This is a genomic window from Streptomyces sp. NPDC057249, from assembly GCF_042669245.1.
Classification (GTDB): domain Bacteria; phylum Actinomycetota; class Actinomycetes; order Streptomycetales; family Streptomycetaceae; genus Streptomyces.
Window position 1 is genome coordinate 50,168 of the sequence record NZ_JBHUXS010000030.1, and the last position, 15,566, is coordinate 65,733.

Annotated in this window: 13 protein-coding genes; 7 read left to right on the forward strand and 6 right to left on the reverse strand. The window is 72.8% G+C overall.

Annotated elements, in window-relative coordinates:
* The first annotated feature begins 8 nt into the window (after positions 1-8).
* Entirely contained in the window at positions 9-191 is a 183-nt protein-coding gene (locus tag ACFUJY_RS33725) for a hypothetical protein (protein WP_383306734.1), read from the forward strand.
* Between the two features lie 10 nt (positions 192-201).
* Here the strand turns inward: ACFUJY_RS33725 and ACFUJY_RS33730 are convergent, their stop codons facing one another.
* Entirely contained in the window at positions 202-990 is a 789-nt protein-coding gene (locus tag ACFUJY_RS33730; RefSeq protein ID WP_383306736.1) for a site-2 protease family protein, read from the reverse strand.
* A 74-nt stretch (positions 991-1,064) separates the two neighbouring features.
* Between ACFUJY_RS33730 and ACFUJY_RS33735 the strand changes: the two genes are divergently transcribed.
* Together ACFUJY_RS33735 and ACFUJY_RS33740 are read left to right on the forward strand one after the other, a co-directional pair.
* Positions 1,065-1,454 carry a signal peptidase I gene (locus ACFUJY_RS33735; protein ID WP_383306738.1) on the forward strand — a complete coding sequence of 130 codons (390 nt, stop codon included), beginning with the start codon at positions 1,065-1,067 and terminating at the stop codon, positions 1,452-1,454.
* 116 nt (positions 1,455-1,570) lie between these two features.
* Positions 1,571-4,891, forward strand: a complete 3,321-nt coding sequence (locus ACFUJY_RS33740; protein WP_383306740.1) for a BTAD domain-containing putative transcriptional regulator — start codon at positions 1,571-1,573, stop codon at positions 4,889-4,891.
* Between the two features lie 2 nt (positions 4,892-4,893).
* Here the strand turns inward: ACFUJY_RS33740 and ACFUJY_RS33745 are convergent, their stop codons facing one another.
* The 3 genes from ACFUJY_RS33745 to panB all read right to left on the reverse strand — a co-directional run bounded on the left by ACFUJY_RS33745 (position 4,894) and on the right by panB (position 7,798).
* Positions 4,894-5,751: an ABC transporter permease gene (locus ACFUJY_RS33745; RefSeq protein WP_383306742.1), complete on the reverse strand. Its 858-nt coding sequence runs from the start codon at positions 5,749-5,751 to the stop codon at positions 4,894-4,896.
* Positions 5,748-6,758 (reverse strand): ATP-binding cassette domain-containing protein, encoded by a 1,011-nt coding sequence (locus ACFUJY_RS33750; RefSeq protein ID WP_383306744.1) that lies wholly within the window; start codon positions 6,756-6,758, stop codon positions 5,748-5,750. Before ACFUJY_RS33750 ends, ACFUJY_RS33745 begins: the two co-directional genes overlap by 4 nt.
* Before the next feature lie 155 nt (positions 6,759-6,913).
* A complete protein-coding gene (panB, locus tag ACFUJY_RS33755) occupies positions 6,914-7,798 on the reverse strand; it encodes a 3-methyl-2-oxobutanoate hydroxymethyltransferase (RefSeq protein ID WP_365679536.1) in 885 nt (294 codons plus the stop codon).
* A 168-nt stretch (positions 7,799-7,966) separates the two neighbouring features.
* Here panB and ACFUJY_RS33760 point away from each other — a divergent pair, with 168 nt between their 5' ends.
* The 4 genes from ACFUJY_RS33760 (at position 7,967) to ACFUJY_RS33775 (ending at position 13,013) form a co-directional block, all read left to right on the forward strand.
* Positions 7,967-9,571, forward strand: a complete 1,605-nt coding sequence (locus tag ACFUJY_RS33760) for an MFS transporter (RefSeq protein WP_383306747.1) — start codon at positions 7,967-7,969, stop codon at positions 9,569-9,571.
* Positions 9,572-9,697: 126 nt separating this feature from the next.
* Positions 9,698-10,360: a TetR/AcrR family transcriptional regulator gene (locus ACFUJY_RS33765; protein ID WP_383306749.1), complete on the forward strand. Its 663-nt coding sequence runs from the start codon at positions 9,698-9,700 to the stop codon at positions 10,358-10,360.
* Between the two features lie 166 nt (positions 10,361-10,526).
* Positions 10,527-11,555: an endonuclease/exonuclease/phosphatase family protein gene (locus tag ACFUJY_RS33770; protein ID WP_383306751.1), complete on the forward strand. Its 1,029-nt coding sequence runs from the start codon at positions 10,527-10,529 to the stop codon at positions 11,553-11,555.
* Between the two features lie 228 nt (positions 11,556-11,783).
* The gene (locus ACFUJY_RS33775) at positions 11,784-13,013 is read left to right on the forward strand and encodes an MFS transporter (RefSeq protein ID WP_383306753.1); all 1,230 of its coding nucleotides are present in this window, start codon (positions 11,784-11,786) and stop codon (positions 13,011-13,013) included.
* A 186-nt stretch (positions 13,014-13,199) separates the two neighbouring features.
* Here ACFUJY_RS33775 and ACFUJY_RS33780 read toward each other — a convergent pair whose 3' ends face one another.
* Positions 13,200-14,960 (reverse strand): NAD+ synthase, encoded by a 1,761-nt coding sequence (locus ACFUJY_RS33780; protein ID WP_383306755.1) that lies wholly within the window; start codon positions 14,958-14,960, stop codon positions 13,200-13,202.
* Positions 14,961-15,033: 73 nt separating this feature from the next.
* Positions 15,034-15,465, reverse strand: a complete 432-nt coding sequence (locus tag ACFUJY_RS33785) for a CBS domain-containing protein (RefSeq protein WP_383306757.1) — start codon at positions 15,463-15,465, stop codon at positions 15,034-15,036.
* Between the last annotated feature and the right edge of the window lie 101 nt (positions 15,466-15,566).

The following is a 15,566-nucleotide window of genomic DNA, read 5'->3' on the forward strand; positions in this document are numbered from 1 at the left end:
AGCCACCCATGCCCCGCCTCGCCCTCTACGCCCTGGTCGTCTGCGTCCTGGCCCTCGCCGCGGCCGTGACGGCCTTCGTCCAGGGCAGCGTGCTCATCGGCATCGTCTGGGTCCTGCTGGTCGGCCTCTCCTCCAACATGGCCTGGTACTACCTGCGCCGCCGCCGCGCGCAGACCGCGTCCGCGGAGTAGTCCGGACCGCCTAGCCGGGGACCGCGCACCGCGGGTCCGCCTCCTGCCAGAAGCGGTAGGCGTCCAGGCCGCAGTCGCTCCACCAGCCGTGCACGTCCAGGCCGCGCAGCAGGGCGTAGACCGCGTCGAAGAAGGCGCGGTTCAGCTCGGGGACCCACAGCAGGGCGAACACCGCGATCAGGCCGAAGGGGGCGATCGGCTCGACCGCGCGGCGGGCCGAGCGCGAGAGCCACGGCTCGATCACCCCGTAGCCGTCCAGCCCGGGCACGGGCACGAAGTTCAGGATGGCGGCCGTCACCTGGAGCAGCGCCAGGAACGCCAGCGCGTTCCGGAAGGCGGGCGGCACCCCGTCCAGCGCGTCCAGCCAGAACGGCGCGGTGCACACGACCGCGAACAGCACATTGGTCAGCGGCCCGGCCGCCGAGATCAGGCTGTGCCGCCACCGGCCGCGAATCCGGCCCCGCTCGATGAACACCGCCCCACCGGGCAGCCCGATCCCGCCCATGATCACGAACAGCACCGGCAGCACGATGCTCAGCAGCGCGTGCGTGTAGGCGAGCGGGTTCAGCGTCAGGTATCCCTTGGCCCCGATCGAGATGTCGCCGCTGTGCAGCGCCGTCCTCGCATGCGCGTACTCGTGCAGGCAGAGCGAGACGACCCACGCCCCGGTCACGAACAGAAACGTCGCGAACCCCGGCTGCTCGGCGAATCCCGACCACACCCCCCACCCGGCCACGGCCGTCACGGCGGCGATCCCGAGGAAGACCGGACTGATCCGCTGCTGCGCTGCGCTTGCCATGGGCCGAGCGTAGGCGGCCGGCCCGCCGCCCACCCGGCTCTCCCCGGATTTCGCCCCTGCTAGCGTCCCCCCACGTGAACGACAACGTATACGTGGGCAACGCCGGCAAGGATGCCGCGCTCGACCGGGGATGGATTCTCGGGCACTTCAAGGACGCGGGTGATCCCCGGCACAGTGAGGACGTCGAGATCAAGTGGGGCGTCCACCCGGTGGGCGACGAGCGGGCGCAGTGGGTGCGCGGGGAGAGCCGGACCGCGCTGCTCGTGCTCATCAGCGGGCGGTTCCGGGTGGAGCTGCCCGGGCGCAGCGTGCTCCTGGAGGAGCAGGGCGACTACGTGGTGTGGGGCGTCGGCGTCGACCACTCCTGGGTCGCCGAGGAGGAGTCCGTGGTGCTCACCGTCCGCTGGCCGTCCGTACCGGGTTACGCGGTCGAGCCGAAGGCGCCCACGGCGCCGGAGGGCTGACGGCGACCCGGCGGAAACGGTTCGCTTCCCGCCCCCGGACCGGAGAGGGCGGGGCCATGACGAGCGGCGGCGGGGCGGCTGTGCGCGCACCGGGGCGGGTCGCGGAGAATGGGCGCGTGCGCTTCGGCATCCTCGGTACCACCCAGGCACTCCGCGACGACGGCACGGCCCTCCCCGTCGGCGGGGCGCGGCTGCGCGCCCTGCTCACCGTGCTGGCGCTGCGGCCCGGCCGGACGGTCCCGGTCGCCGTGCTCGTGGACGAGGTGTGGGACGGCGAACCGCCCGCCGACGCGGCCGGCGCGCTCCAGGCGCTGGTGGGACGGCTGCGGCGGGCCATCGGGCACGACGCCGTCGCCTCGGCGGAGAGCGGGTACCGGCTGGCCGCCGAGCCGGACGCCGTCGACCTGTTCCGCTTCGAACGGCTCGCCGGCGAAGGCGCCCGGGCCCTCGCGGAGGGCGACCCGGCCCGTGCGACGGCCCTCCTGACCGACGCCCTCGCCCTCTGGCGGGGCCCCGCGCTCGCCGACCTCCCCGACCGGCATGCCGCCGCCGCGCGCTGGACGGCCCGCCGGCTCGACGCCCGCCGGGACCGGATCGCCGCGCGGCTGGAGCTCGGCCGGGCCCCCGAGGTGCTGCCCGAGCTGACCGCGCTCTGCGGCGAGCACCCCCTGGACGAACCCCTCCAGGCGCTCCGCCTGCGCGCCCTGCGCGACGCCGGGCGCACCGCCCAGGCCCTGGCCGCGTACGAGGAGGTCCGCACCCTCATAGCGGACCGTCTCGGCACCGATCCGGGGCCCGAGCTGACCACTCTGTACGGGGAGCTGCTGCGGCAGGAGCCCCCGGCCCCCGTGAAGGAATCCGCCCCCCTGGGCAACCTCCGCGCCCGGCTCACCAGCTTCGTCGGGCGGGAGCACGAGATGGAGGCGCTGCGCGACGACCTCTCCCGGGGAAGGCTGGTCACCCTGCTCGGGCCCGGCGGCGCCGGCAAGACCCGGCTCTCGCAGGAGGTCGCGGACACCGTCGACGCCGGCACCTGGCCCGACGGCGTCTGGCTCGCCGAGCTGGCCCCCGTGGACGACCCGGAATCCGTGCCGGAGGCGGTGCTCGCCGCACTCGGGGCCCGGGAGACCGTGCTCAGCGGGGCCGGCTCCGGAGAGCTCCGGGCCGCCGAACGGGCCTCCGGCGACGAGCGCGCGGCCGGTGAGTCGCTGGCCCGGCTCACCGAGTACTGCGCCCGCCGCCGCATGCTGCTCCTCCTCGACAACTGCGAGCACGTCATCGAGGCCGCCGCCGCCCTCGCCGACCATCTGCTGGCCCGCTGCCCCCGGCTCACCGTCCTCGCGACCAGCCGGGAACCCCTCGGCGTGCCGGGCGAGGCGGTCCGGCCGGTCGACCCGCTGCCGGACCCGACCGCGCTGCGCCTGCTCGCCGAGCGCGGCGCCGCCGCCCGCCCCGGCTTCCGGGTGGACGCGGACGAGGCGACGGCGGCGGCCACCGCCGAGATCTGCCGCCGCCTGGACGGCCTGCCGCTCGCCATCGAGCTGGCCGCGGCCCGGCTGCGGATGCTCACGCCGCAGCAGATCGCGGACCGGCTGGACGACCGCTTCCGCCTGCTGACGAGCGGCAGCCGGACCGTGCTGCCCCGCCAGCAGACCCTGCGGGCGGTCGTCGACTGGTCCTGGGACCTGCTGGACGACGACGAGCGCGTCACCCTGCGCCGCCTCGCCGTCTTCGCCGGCGGCTGCACCCTGGAGGCCGCCGAGGCCGTCTGCGCCGACCCGGCCGGCCGGTCCGGGGAGGTGGCCCTCCTCCTCGGCTCGCTCGTGGACAAGTCGCTCGTGGTCGCCGCCCCGGCGGACGACGGCCGGATGCGCTACCGGCTCCTGGAGACCGTCGGCGAGTACGCGGCGGAGCGCCTGGCGGAGTCGGGGGAGCGGGACGCCGTCGCACACCGGCACCAGGTGTTCTTCCGCGAGCTGGCCCGTACGACCGACCCCCTGCTGCGCGGCTCCGGGCAGCTCGACGCGATCCGGCTCCTGCAACGCGAGTACGAGAACCTGCGCACCGCCCTGCGCCACGCCGTCGCCGCCCGCGACGAGCAGGAGGCGCTGTGCATGGTGCTGTCCCTCTCCTGGTACTGGCAGATCCGCAACCTGCGCGGCGACGCCCTGCACTGGGCCGACGCGGCGGCGTCCCTCGGCCCCGACCCGTTCGCGGAGCCCGTACGGCCCGCGCCGTCCCTCCACGAGCGCTGCACCGACGCGCCCCCGCCCATGCGCCAGGAACTGCTGGAGGAGGCGCGGCGGCAGGTGACCCTGGTCCAGCTGGTCAGCATGGACCACGCCATGGACGAGTGGACGAACGAGGCCAGCATGGCCCGGCTGCGCGCCGTCGTCGCCACCTACCGGGCCGGCCAGCCGCAGACCTGCCGCAGCCCCGCCTCGCTCTGGTTCTACGCCGTGATGCTCACCGGCGGTGTCTCCGACCTGCGCCACCTGCTGGACGCGACGGTGAGCGGCGCGCGGGAGTTCGGTTACGAGTGGGAGCTGGCCGCCGCCCTCCAGATGCGGGCCAATGTGCTGGCCAACCGCCCCGACTGGGCCGGCGAGGCCCACCGGGACGCCGACGAGAGCCTGGCGGTCTTCAGCCGGCTCGGCGACGTCTGGGGGATGGCCGAGGCGCTCTCCTCGCGCGGCGAGGCCAACGAGAAGCAGGGTGACTACGCGCAGGCGGCCGAGGACTTCCAGGCCGCCATCCGCTCGGCCGAGAAGCTGGGCGCCCTGGCCCAGGTCTCCGTGCTCCGCATCCGTCACGCCTCCGTGCTCACGGAGCTCGGCCGGGGCGAGGAGGGCGAGGCGGTCATGCGCGAGGTGCTGGCCGACGAGCGGCAGACCGGGCACGAGGCCCGGCCGGCGGCGCGGCTGTTCCTGGCGATGTGGCTGGGGCGGTGCGGCCGGACCGCCGAGGCACGTGAGCAGTTCGACCGCCTCCGGGAGGAGTTCGCGTCGGAGACCATGGCGGTGTTCGAGGGCTTCGTCCTCGGCGGCCTGGCCTGGCTGGACAACCAGGACGGTGCGTACGACCGCGCGCTGGAGAAGAGCCGGCGGTCCCTGAAGGGCGTGCGGGACCCGCTGACGCAGATGGTCGCGCCGCAGATGGCGGTGATCAACCTGGTCATCCTGGCCTGGGCGCTCGGCGGGCTCGGCGGCGAGGAGCGGGCCGTGATCGCGGCGCGGCTGCTGGGTGCCGGATGGGCGCATCTGCCCGAGGGCCACTTCATGAACGCGATGGAGCGCGAGAACCTCGCCCGCGCCGAGGCGCTGGTGCGGGGCCGGCTCGGGGACGCCGCCTACGAGTCCGCGTACGCCGAGGGCGGCGGCCTCTCCCTGGAGGAGGCCGCCGCCCTCGTGGACGCGATCCCGGAACCCGGTCCGTGACGTCAGGACTTCTTGCGGAACCTGGAGACCGCGAGCGGAGCCACGGCCGCCGTGATGACCACGGCCCAGCCGAGCGTCAGCCAGACCGAGTTGCCGAGCGAGGTGCCCATCATGAGGCCGCGCGCGGCGTCCGCCAGGTTCGACAGCGGGTTGTAGTCGGTGAACGTCTGGAGCCAGCCGGGCATCGTCGTCGGCGGGGCGAAGATCGAGGAGCCGAACTGGAGCGGCATCATGACCAGCATCCCCATGCCCTGGACCGCCTGGGCCGTCTTCATGGCCAGGCCGAGCAGGATGAAGATCCACATGATCGCGGCGCCGAACGCGGCCGACAGGCCGATCGCCCCGATCAGCCCGAGCACGGAGCCGTGGAGCTCCATGCCGAGGGCGAAGCCCATGCCCAGCAGGATGAGGGTGGCGACCATCATCCGGCCGAGCTCGACCACGATCTTGGCGACGAGCACCGAGGAGCGCGCGATCGGCATGGTGCGGAAGCGGTCCATGACCCCCTTGCGGAAGTCGTCGTTGACACCGCTGCCGACGGCCATGGCGATGTTCATGCCCATCATCGCCATCAGGCCGGGGATCAGGTAGTTCAGGTACTCCTGCCGGCCGCCGCCCATGCTGCCGCCGACCGAGCCGCCGAAGACGTACACGAACAGCAGCACGAAGATGACGGGCATCAGCAGCGCGTCGAACATCGACTCCGGATCCTTCTTGATCTGGAGCAGGTTGCGCCGGACCAGGGCCCCGATGTGGCGCAGGTTGTTCCGCAGGCCGATGGAGCCCTCGTCGTGGAGTTTCGTGACCGGCGCGGAGACGGGCGTGCCGGTGGGGGTGGGCGTCAGAGTCGTCGTGCTCATGCCGCGACCTCCTCGGGAATCGTGTCGGTGGCGGTGGCCTTGTCGCCGGTGATGGCGAGGAACACCTCGTCCAGGCTGGGCAGCGCGGTGGCGACGTGGGCCAGCGAGAAGCCCCGGGTGCCGAGCAGCCCGATGACGGCGGTCAGCTGCTCGTCGCTGAGGATCGGTACGTAGAGCAGGCCCTCGTCCGGGACCGCCTGCGCGCCGGCGACACCGTCGAGACCGGTCTCCCGCAGCGCCTGCGCCATCGGGGCCAGCTCGGCCGGGTCCGAGGGGCGGATCTGCAGGGTGCGGCCGCCGACCTTGGCCTTGAGCTCGTCGACACCGCCGCGGGCGATGATCCGGCCCTTGTCGATGACGGTCAGCTCGTTGGCCAGCTGTTCGGCCTCTTCCATGTACTGGGTGGTAAGGAGCACGGTCGCCCCCTCCGCGACCATGCGCTGCACCTCGTCCCAGACCTCGTTGCGGGTGCGGGGGTCGAGCCCCGTCGTCGGCTCGTCCAGGTAGAGGACGGCCGGGCTGCCGATCATGGAGGCGGCCAGGTCGAGCCGGCGGCGCATTCCGCCGGAGTACTCCATCGCGGCCTTCTTCGCCGCGTCCGTGAGCGAGAAGCGCTCCAGCAGCTCGTCGGCCCGGGCCCGCGCCCTCTTGCGGGGCAGGTCGAGCAGCCGCCCGATCATGTAGAGGTTCTCCCAGCCGGAGAGCTTCTCGTCGACCGAGGCGTACTGGCCGGTGAGGCCGATGGTGCGGCGCAGTGCACGGGGCTGCTTCACCACGTCGAAGCCGGCGACGACCGCGGTCCCGGCGTCGGGCGTGATCAGTGTGGAGAGGCAGCGTACGAGGGTGGTCTTGCCGGCGCCGTTGGGGCCGAGCACGCCGAGGACGGTGCCCTCGCGCACATCGAGGTCCACGCCGTCCAGGGCCTTGGTCTCGCCGTAGTGCTTGACCAGTCCCCGCACCTCTACGGCGTTCCCGCCGCGCTTGGGGTTCTTGTCGATTCGCGTCATGCCGACTATCAGACCAGCCGCCACCGACAGGCCGCCGACAGCCGGCCGACAGCCCGCTCGCTCCCACCGACAACGGCCGACAGCCCGCCGATGGGGGAAGTCGGCGGGCTGTCGTCGTTACCGGTGGTGGTCGTCGGGGGCGGGCCCCTGCGGCCTCAGTGGAAGGTGTGCTCCGGGGCCGGGAACGTGCCGCCCACGACCTCCTCCGCGTACGCCTTCGCGGCGTCGCCGAGGATCTGCCGCAGGTCGGCGTACTGCTTGGTGAAGCGCGGCACCTTGCCGCCGGTCAGCCCGACCATGTCGGTGTAGACCAGCACCTGGGCGTCGGTCTCCGGCCCCGCGCCGATCCCGATGGTCGGGATGTGCAGGGTGCGGGTGACCTCGGCGGCCAGTTCGGCCGGTACCAGCTCCAGGACGACGGCGAACGCGCCGGCGTCCTGCACGGCCTTGGCGTCGCGCAGCATCTGCTGGGCGGCCTCCTCGCCCCGGCCCTGGACCCGGTAACCCATCGCGTTGACGGACTGCGGGGTCAGACCGATGTGGGCCATGACCGGGATGCCGGCGTCGACCAGCAGCTTGATCTGCTCGTGGCTGCGCTCGCCACCCTCCAGCTTGACCGCGCCGACCCCGGACTCCTTGATGAGCCGGGTGGCGTTGCGCAGGGCCTGGACCGGGCTCTCCTGGTAGGCGCCGAAGGGGAGGTCCGCGACGATCAGGGCGCGCTTGGTGCCCCGGACGACGGCGGCGGACAGGATGGCGATCTCGTCCATCGTGACGGGCACGGTGGTCTCGTAGCCGAGGTGGCAGTTGCCCATGGAGTCGCCCACGAGCATGACCGGGATGCCGGCCTCGTCGAAGACGGACGCGGTCATCGCGTCGTAGGCGGTGAGCATGGGCCACTTCTCGCCGCGCGCGGTGGCGGCGGCGATGTCGTGGACGGTGACCCGGCGGTTGCTCTTGCCCCCGTACAGCGCCTTGCTGCTGTCGGAGGGGGCACCCGCGGGGGTGGCGGACTGGTTCTGCGCAGCCTGAAGCGACATGGCAGGTGGCTCCTTCGTCATCTCGAGGCGCCCTGACGGCGTCCCCGGACCGCTTCCATGGTGGCATCCCGGAGCCGGTCGCGGGAAGTGGGCCGCGCGCCCGGGCCCTCGGTAAAGAATTTACAATACGAGACGGTCTCGTATCGCAATGCGTCTAGGCTGCTCCTCATGTCCACACCCTCCGGCGCTCCCGCCGTGCCCCAGATACCGGAGGCGGTCCACCGCCGCCGCTGGGCGATTCTCGTGGTCCTGATGTTCAGCCTGCTCATCGTGGTGCTGGACAACTCGATCCTGAACGTCGCCGTCAAGACGATCGCCTCCCCTTCGCCCACGGGCATCGGCGCCACCCAGAGCGAGCTGGAGTGGGCGATCAACTCCTACACGCTCGTCTTCGCCGGCCTGCTCTTCACCGCCGGCCTGCTGGGCGACCGCCTCGGCCGCAAGAAGATCCTGCTCTTCGGCATCACCCTCTTCGGCGCCGGCTCCGCCCTCGCCGCCCTGTCCGACTCGCCCGGCCAGCTCATCACCTGGCGTGCCCTGATGGGCTTCGGCGCCGCCTTCGTCATGCCGGCCACACTCGCCGTCCTGATGAACGTCTTCGAGCGCGACGAGCAGCCCAAGGCGATCGGCATCTGGGCCGGCAGCGTCGGCCTCGGCATCGCGATCGGCCCGATCACCGGCGGCCTGCTCCTCGAACACTTCTGGTGGGGCTCGATCTTCCTGGTCAACGTCCCCGTGGTGATCATCGCCCTGGTCGCTATGGTCCTGCTGGTGCCGGACTCGAAGGACCCGCGGCCGGGCCGGCTCGACCCGCTCGGCGTGGTGCTCTCCATCATCGGCCTGGTGCTGCTGGTGTACGGCATCATCCGGGGCGGCGAGCTCGCCGACTTCACCGACGTCTCCGTCCTCCTCCCGGTCGTCGGCGGCCTCGCCGTCCTGGTGGTCTTCGTCCTCCACGAGAAGCGCAGCGCCAGCCCGGCCATCGACGTCTCGTACTTCAAGAAGCCCGCGTTCTCGGCCGCCGTCGCCGCGATCGCGCTGATCTTCTTCGCGCTGATGGGCGTCACCTTCTTCTCCGCCTTCTACATGCAGAGCGTCCGGGGCTGGAGCGCCCTCCAGTCCGGGCTGCTGATCCTGCCGCTGGCCGTGGCCCAGATGCTCTTCGCGCCCCGCGCCCGGATCGTCGTCGCCCGCTTCGGCGCCCGCGCGGTCTGCACGGCGGGCATGCTGGCCGTCGCCGTCGGCCTGGCCGCCTTCGCCCTCTTCGACGCCGACACGCCCGTCTGGCTGATGTGCGTCGTCTTCTTCGTCCAGGGCACCGGCATGGCCCACGTCATGCCGCCGGTCACCGTCGCCGTGATGCAGGCCCTGCCGCGCGAGAAGGCGGGCTCCGGCTCGGCCGTCAACAACACGTTCCGCCAGGTCGGAGGCGCGCTCGGGATCGCCGTGCTCGGCTCGGTGCTGTCCACCGTCTACCGGGGCGACATCGAGGACCACCTCGGCGCGCTGCCCTCCGGGGCCCGGGACGCGGCGGGGGAGTCCATCGAGGCCACCCTCGCCATCGCGGAGAAGCTGGGCCCCAAGGGCGCCCCGCTGGTCACCGCCGCGCACGACGCCTTCATGAACGCCATGCACGTCACGGCCCTCGGCTCGGCCGCCGTCGCCCTCATCGGCACGCTTGTGGTCGCCCTGTGGCTGCCGGGCCGCGAACCGGCCGCGCCGCGGTCCGTACGCGAGGAGGAACGCCCCGCTCCGGCGGGCGCCGAGCGATGACGGTCCCGGCCGCGTCCGGCTGAGCCTTCCGGGTGAACCGGGCCGTGTCACGCGGCCCGGTTCACCCGCAACGGCCGGCCGTCTTCCGCGTCGGCGAGAATCGGGGGCGGCGAAAGGTGGTTTCACGTGCAGGACCAGGCACCGCACGAGCGGTCCGGCGAGGTTCCCGGCCCCCCGGGGCCCGGCGAGGACCCCGAACCGCGCCGGGGGCGGCCGCGCAGCGCCGCCGCCGAGGCGGCCATCCTGGACGCCGTCGTGGCGCTCCTGGAGGCCGGTGAACCCCTCGCCGCGCTCTCCATCGAGCGCATCGCCCGCACCGCCGGGGTCGGCAAGGCCACCATCTACCGGCGCTGGGCCGGCAAGGAGGAGCTCTTCGTCGACGTGCTCCGCGCCATCGAGCCCCCGGAGCCCGAGGTCTCCGGCACCGGCGGCCTGGGCGACCTGCGCGTCCTGCTGGAGTCCATGCGCAAACGCGGCCTCGCCCAGCGCTCCTCCGTACTGCTGCACAACGTGTTCGCGCAGATGAAGAGCCATCCCCGGCTCTGGCACGAGTACCAGTGCACCGTGATCGCCCCCCGCCGCCTCGCCATGGTCGCCGCCGTGCGGCGCGCCGTGGAGGCGGGCGAGCTGCGGGACGACACGGACGTGGAGCTGATGGACGACCTGTTCCTCGGGCCGATGCTCGTACGCACCATCCACCGGCCCGACGCGCCGCTGCCCGAGGACCTCGCCGACCGCATCATCGCCCTGGCGATGGAGGGCCTGGCGCCCCGGCGCGGACGGATGTGATCGTTTCGTCACAGAGCACCGCGATCACCCCCTCCTCCGGAACTGCCGGAGCCGCCTCCCACGTCCTCGTGGCAGTACGACCGCCACAGGCGGCAGGAAAGGCATCGCGCATCCCCTAGGGTCGGGGGCGCGGCGATGTGTACGGCAAGGCAGTGAGGACAGCGCGATGGTGCAGGCGTACAGGGCGGACACCGGGAACGGCGTGGGACCGCAGCGCTCCGGCTCCCGCTTCCGGGACCTGCGCGACAGACTCGCCCGGACCCTCCGGGACCCGGGCGTCTGGCGGCGCGGGATCGTTCTGGCCTGCTGGTCGCTCCTGCTGACCCTCGTGATGGCCTTCCACGCCCAGATCCCGAACACCATCGGCAACCTGGGCAGCCTCACCGAGACGTTCCTGCCGTGGTTCGGCGTGTTCGTCCCGCTGCTGCTGGTCCTGGGCCTGGTGCGCCGCTCGGCGACCGCCCTGGTGGCGCTGCTGCTGCCGGTCGTGGTCTGGCTCAACATGTTCGGCGGCCTGTTCGCCGACAAGTCCGGCACCGGTGGCGACCTCACCGTCGCCACGCACAACGTCAACGCCGACAACCCCGACCCGGCCGCCACCGCCGACCAGGTCGCGGGCTCCGGCGCGGACGTCGTCGCCCTCCAGGAGCTGCCGGCCGGCAAGGTGGCGGCGTACGAGAAGGCGCTCGCCGGCCGCTTCCGGTACCACTCGGTGCAGGGCACCGTCGGCCTCTGGAGCAAGTACCCGCTCAGCGACACCCGGCCGGTGGACCTCAAGATGGGCTGGGTCCGCGCGATGCGGACCACCGTCGCCACGCCCGAGGGCCCCCTCGCGGTCTACGTGGCGCACCTGCCGTCCGTACGGGTCAAGCTCCACGCCGGCTTCACCGCCAACCAGCGCGACCAGAGCGCCGACGCCCTCGGCAAGGCCATCTCCCACGAACCGCTCGCCCGGGTCGCCCTGCTCGGCGACCTCAACGGCACGATGAACGACCGCGCGCTCAAGGCGGTCACCTCGCAGATGCGCTCCACCCAGGGGGCGGCGGGCGACGGCTTCGGGTTCAGCTGGCCCGCGAAGTTCCCGATGGCCCGGATCGACCAGATCATGGTCAAGGGCGTCGAGCCGATGTCCTCCTGGACGCTCCCGGCCACCGGCAGCGACCATCTTCCGATCGCCGCCCGCGTCGAACTCTGACGCAACGGGCCGTTTACCGGATGGCCCCCATTCTCTGAGAGACTTTGTTCCGTACGGGAACAAGGTCACCGGCGACGAGGCCGGCCCGCCGCCGTGCGCCCCGCCGACCGGCGGACCGCGCGGGCGTGCGTACCACCACGTTCCCTCCCGTCCCTTCCGCGCGTCCGCAGGCCCCGACCGGGTCTCGCCGGGCTGCGGCGGGGGCCTGAAGCGGAAAGGTCTCTCCTCATGCCCCTGGCCCTGCTCGCGCTGGCCGTGAGCGCCTTCGGCATCGGCACCACCGAGTTCGTGATGATGGGCCTGCTGCCCGACGTCGCGGACGACCTCGGCACCTCCGTACCCACCGCCGGCTACCTCGTCTCCGCGTACGCGATCGGTGTGGTGATCGGCGCCCCGCTGCTCACCGCCGTCGGCTCCCGCGTCCCGCGCAAGCGGATGCTCCTGCTCCTGATGGCCCTCTTCACCGTCGGCAACCTCGCCTCCGCGCTGGCCCCCGGCTTCGGCTGGCTGGTCGCGGGCCGGCTGCTGGCCGGTCTGCCGCACGGCGCGTTCTTCGGCGTCGGGGCCGTCGTCGCCTCCCGGCTGGTGCCCGAGGGGCGCCGGGCGCGCGCCGTCGCCACGATGTTCCTCGGCCTGACCGTCGCCAACATCGTCGGGGTGCCCGCCGCGACCCTGCTCGGCCAGCACCTCGGCTGGCGGGCCACCTTCCTGGTCGTCGCGGCCATCGGCGTCTGCGCGATGGCGGCCCTCGCCCGGCTCGTCCCGCAGATCCCCGTCGAGGCCCGGCAGGACGTGCGCCACGAGCTGCGGGCGCTCGGCAACCGGCAGGTCCTGCTCGGACTCCTCACCGCGGTCTTCGGCTTCGCCGGCGTCTTCGCGGTCTACTCGTACCTGTCGGCGATGACCACGAAGGCCATGGGCTTCGGCGAGTCCGCGGTGACGCCGGTGCTCGCGCTCTTCGGCATCGGCATGACCCTGGGCGCCCTGGCCGCCGGCCCGCTCACGGACCGGGCGCTGCGCCCGACCCTGTACGGGTCCCTGGGCGCCCTCGCCGTCGTCCTGGCGGCCTTCCCGCTGGCCGCCCAGGTGAAGTGGGCGGCGCTGCTGATGGTGGTGCTGCTGGGCGCGGTGGGCTTCATGACGACCACGCCGCTCCAGATCCTGGTGATGAACAAGGCGAAGGACGCCCCCACCCTGGCGTCGGCCTCCAACCACTCCGCGTTCAACCTGGCCAACGCGGGCGGTGCGTGGCTGGGCGGCGCGGCGATCGCGGCGGGCTGGGGCTGGACGTCCCCCGCGCTGGTGGGCGCGGTACTGGCCCTGGCGGGCCTGGCGATCGCGGTCACGGCGGGCGCCCTGGACCGCGAGGGCGGCACGTCGAAGGTGGTGGCGCAATCAGCCACCCCGCCGATCGAGGACACGACCTCAGCGGCCCATTCCAGCCCGTCCGGCGTTTGAGGACGGACCTCGGCCCGGAGCGGGCCGCAGCTGACCGGCGGCGCGGGCGGCATCCAGCCCGTCCGGCGTTTGAGGACAAGACCTCGGCCGGGACGGGCCGCAACTGACGGACAAACGCAGCCCGTCCGGCGCTTGAGGACGAACCCCCAGCCCCGGACGGGCTCACGCATCAGAGACCCGCGGGCTTCAGACCGCCTCGGCCTCGCGCCACCGATTCGTGATCGGCAGCCGCCGGTCCTTCCCGAACCCCTTCGGCGAGATCTTCGTCCCCGGCGGGTACTGCCGCCGCTTGTACTCGGCCGTGTCGACCATCCGCAGCGTCTTCGCCACCAGCGCCCGGTCGAAACCGGCCGCGACGATCGCTTCGAGCCCCTGGTCCCGGTCCACGTACAGCTCCAGGATGCGGTCCAGCACGTCGTAGTCCGGCAGCGAGTCCGTGTCCACCTGGCCCGGCCGCAGCTCGGCGCTCGGCGGCTTCGTGATGGAAGCCTCCGGGATCGGCGGGGTCTGCCCGCGCTCCTCGGCGGCCCGGTTGCGCCACTTCGCCAGCCGGAACACCGACGTCTTGTACACGTCCTTGATCGGCCCGTACGCCCCGACGGAGTCCCCGTACAGCGTCGAGTACCCGACCGCCAGCTCCGACTTGTTGCCCGGGGCCAGGACGATCTGGCCCTCCTGGTTGGAGATGGCCATCAGCATCGTGCCGCGCAGCCGCGACTGCAGGTTCTCCTCGGCGAGCCCGGAGAGCCCCAGCGAACCCATGTACGCGTCGAACATCGGCTCGATCGGGACGGTCCGGAAGTTGAGCCCGGTGCGCCGGGCCAGCTCGGCGGCGTCGCCCTTGGAGTGGTCCGAGGAGTACTTGGACGGCATCGAGACCCCGTACACCTGCTGCGCGCCCAGCGCGTCACAGGCGATCGCGGCGACCAGGGCCGAGTCGATGCCGCCGGAGAGCCCGATGAGCACGCTGTTGAAGCCGTTCTTCGCGGCGTAGGCCCGCAGCCCGACCACGAGGGCGGTGTACAGCTCCTCGTCGTCGTCCAGCCGGTCCGCGTAACCGCCGGCGAGCTCCGCCTCGTACGGCGGCAGCGGCTCCTCGGAGAGGACCACGTGGTCGATCCGCAGTCCGTCGGCGACCACGCCGGACGGCGCCTCGGCCGGGGCGGCGGGCAGCTCCAGGTCCAGGATCACGCTGCCCTCGGCGAACTGCGGGGCGCGGGCGATGACCTCGCCCTCCCGGTCGACGACGATCGAGTCGCCGTCGAAGACCAGCTCGTCCTGGCCGCCGATCATCGCGAGGTAGGCGGTCGTGCAGCCGGCCTCACGGGCGCGCTTGCGGACCAGCTCCAGCCGGGTGTCGTCCTTGTCCCGCTCGTACGGCGAGGCGTTGACCGACAGCAGCAGCCCGGCCCCGGCGGCGCGCGCGGCCGGGACGCGACCGCCGTCCTGCCACAGGTCCTCGCAGATCGCGAGGGCGATGTCGATGCCGTGCACGCGTACGACCGGCATCGAGTCGCCCGGCACGAAGTACCGGAACTCGTCGAAGACGCCGTAGTTCGGCAGGTGGTGCTTGGCGAAGTTCAGCGCGATCCCGCCGCGGTGCAGCACCGCGGCGGCGTTGCGCGGAGACCCGGCCGGCTGGCCGTAGCGCTCCGCCGCGAACTCCGATCGGTCGAGGTAGCCGACGAGGACGGGGATCTCCCCGAAGCCCTCCGCGTCGAGGCGGGCGGCGAGCGCGCGCAGCGCGGCACGCGACGCCTCGACGAAGGACGACCGCAGGGCCAGGTCCTCGACGGGGTAGCCGGTCAGCACCATCTCCGGGAACGCCACGAAGTGGGCGCCCTGTTCGGCGGAGTGCCGGGTCCAGTGGACGATCGCCTCGGCGTTGCCGGCGAGGTCGCCGACGGTCGAGTCGATCTGATTCAGTGCGAGGCGTAGTTGAGGCACGCGGCCCACTCTAATCGTCTGACTGACGCGATGCCCGGGCGGGCCGCGCGGAACCTCGACTCGCGCGGTGGATTCAGTGGTGCGAGCGCGAGTAGACCTGCTCCGCCCAGTCGGCGATCTGGTCGTCGGAGAGGTGCCGGGCGAGGTCGGCCTCGCTGATCATGCCGACCAGCTTCTTGTTCTCGACGACGGGCAGCCGGCGGATCTGGTGGTCCTGCATCTCCCGCAGCACCGCTTCCACGTCCGCGTCCGCGTCGATCCAGCGGGGCGTGCCCTGGGCGAGGTCGCCCGCGGTGACCTTGGACGGGTCCCGGCCCTCCGCCACGCAGCCGACCACGATGTCGCGGTCCGTGAGGATGCCGATCATCCGGTCCTCCTGGCCGCTGGCCGAGATGGGCAGCGCGCCGACGTGGTGCTCGCGCATCATCTGCGCGGCGCGGTCGAGGGTCTCGTGCGCCGGAATCCAGGTGGCGCCGGTGTGCATGATGTCCTTGGCGGTGGTCATGGGGGATTCCCTAAGAATGGTTGGCGGTCCGGGGGGACCGGGTGTGGCTGATGGGTGTTTGCCGCTTGTGGCTCGCGAGGAATGGCCGCCCGGTCCTCCGG

What these genes read in the sequence shown, in the direction of transcription:
- ACFUJY_RS33725 (WP_383306734.1), top strand. Translation starts at nt 9, where the DNA reads ATGCCCCGCCTCGCCCTCTACGCCCTGGTCGTCTGCGTCCTGGCCCTC.
- ACFUJY_RS33730 (WP_383306736.1), bottom strand. Translation starts at nt 990, where the DNA reads ATGGCAAGCGCAGCGCAGCAGCGGATCAGTCCGGTCTTCCTCGGGATC.
- ACFUJY_RS33745 (WP_383306742.1), bottom strand. Translation starts at nt 5,751, where the DNA reads ATGAGCACGACGACTCTGACGCCCACCCCCACCGGCACGCCCGTCTCC.
- ACFUJY_RS33750 (WP_383306744.1), bottom strand. Translation starts at nt 6,758, where the DNA reads ATGACGCGAATCGACAAGAACCCCAAGCGCGGCGGGAACGCCGTAGAG.
- panB (WP_365679536.1), bottom strand. Translation starts at nt 7,798, where the DNA reads ATGTCGCTTCAGGCTGCGCAGAACCAGTCCGCCACCCCCGCGGGTGCC.
- ACFUJY_RS33760 (WP_383306747.1), top strand. Translation starts at nt 7,967, where the DNA reads ATGTCCACACCCTCCGGCGCTCCCGCCGTGCCCCAGATACCGGAGGCG.
- ACFUJY_RS33770 (WP_383306751.1), top strand. Translation starts at nt 10,527, where the DNA reads ATGGTGCAGGCGTACAGGGCGGACACCGGGAACGGCGTGGGACCGCAG.
- ACFUJY_RS33775 (WP_383306753.1), top strand. Translation starts at nt 11,784, where the DNA reads ATGCCCCTGGCCCTGCTCGCGCTGGCCGTGAGCGCCTTCGGCATCGGC.
- ACFUJY_RS33785 (WP_383306757.1), bottom strand. Translation starts at nt 15,465, where the DNA reads ATGACCACCGCCAAGGACATCATGCACACCGGCGCCACCTGGATTCCG.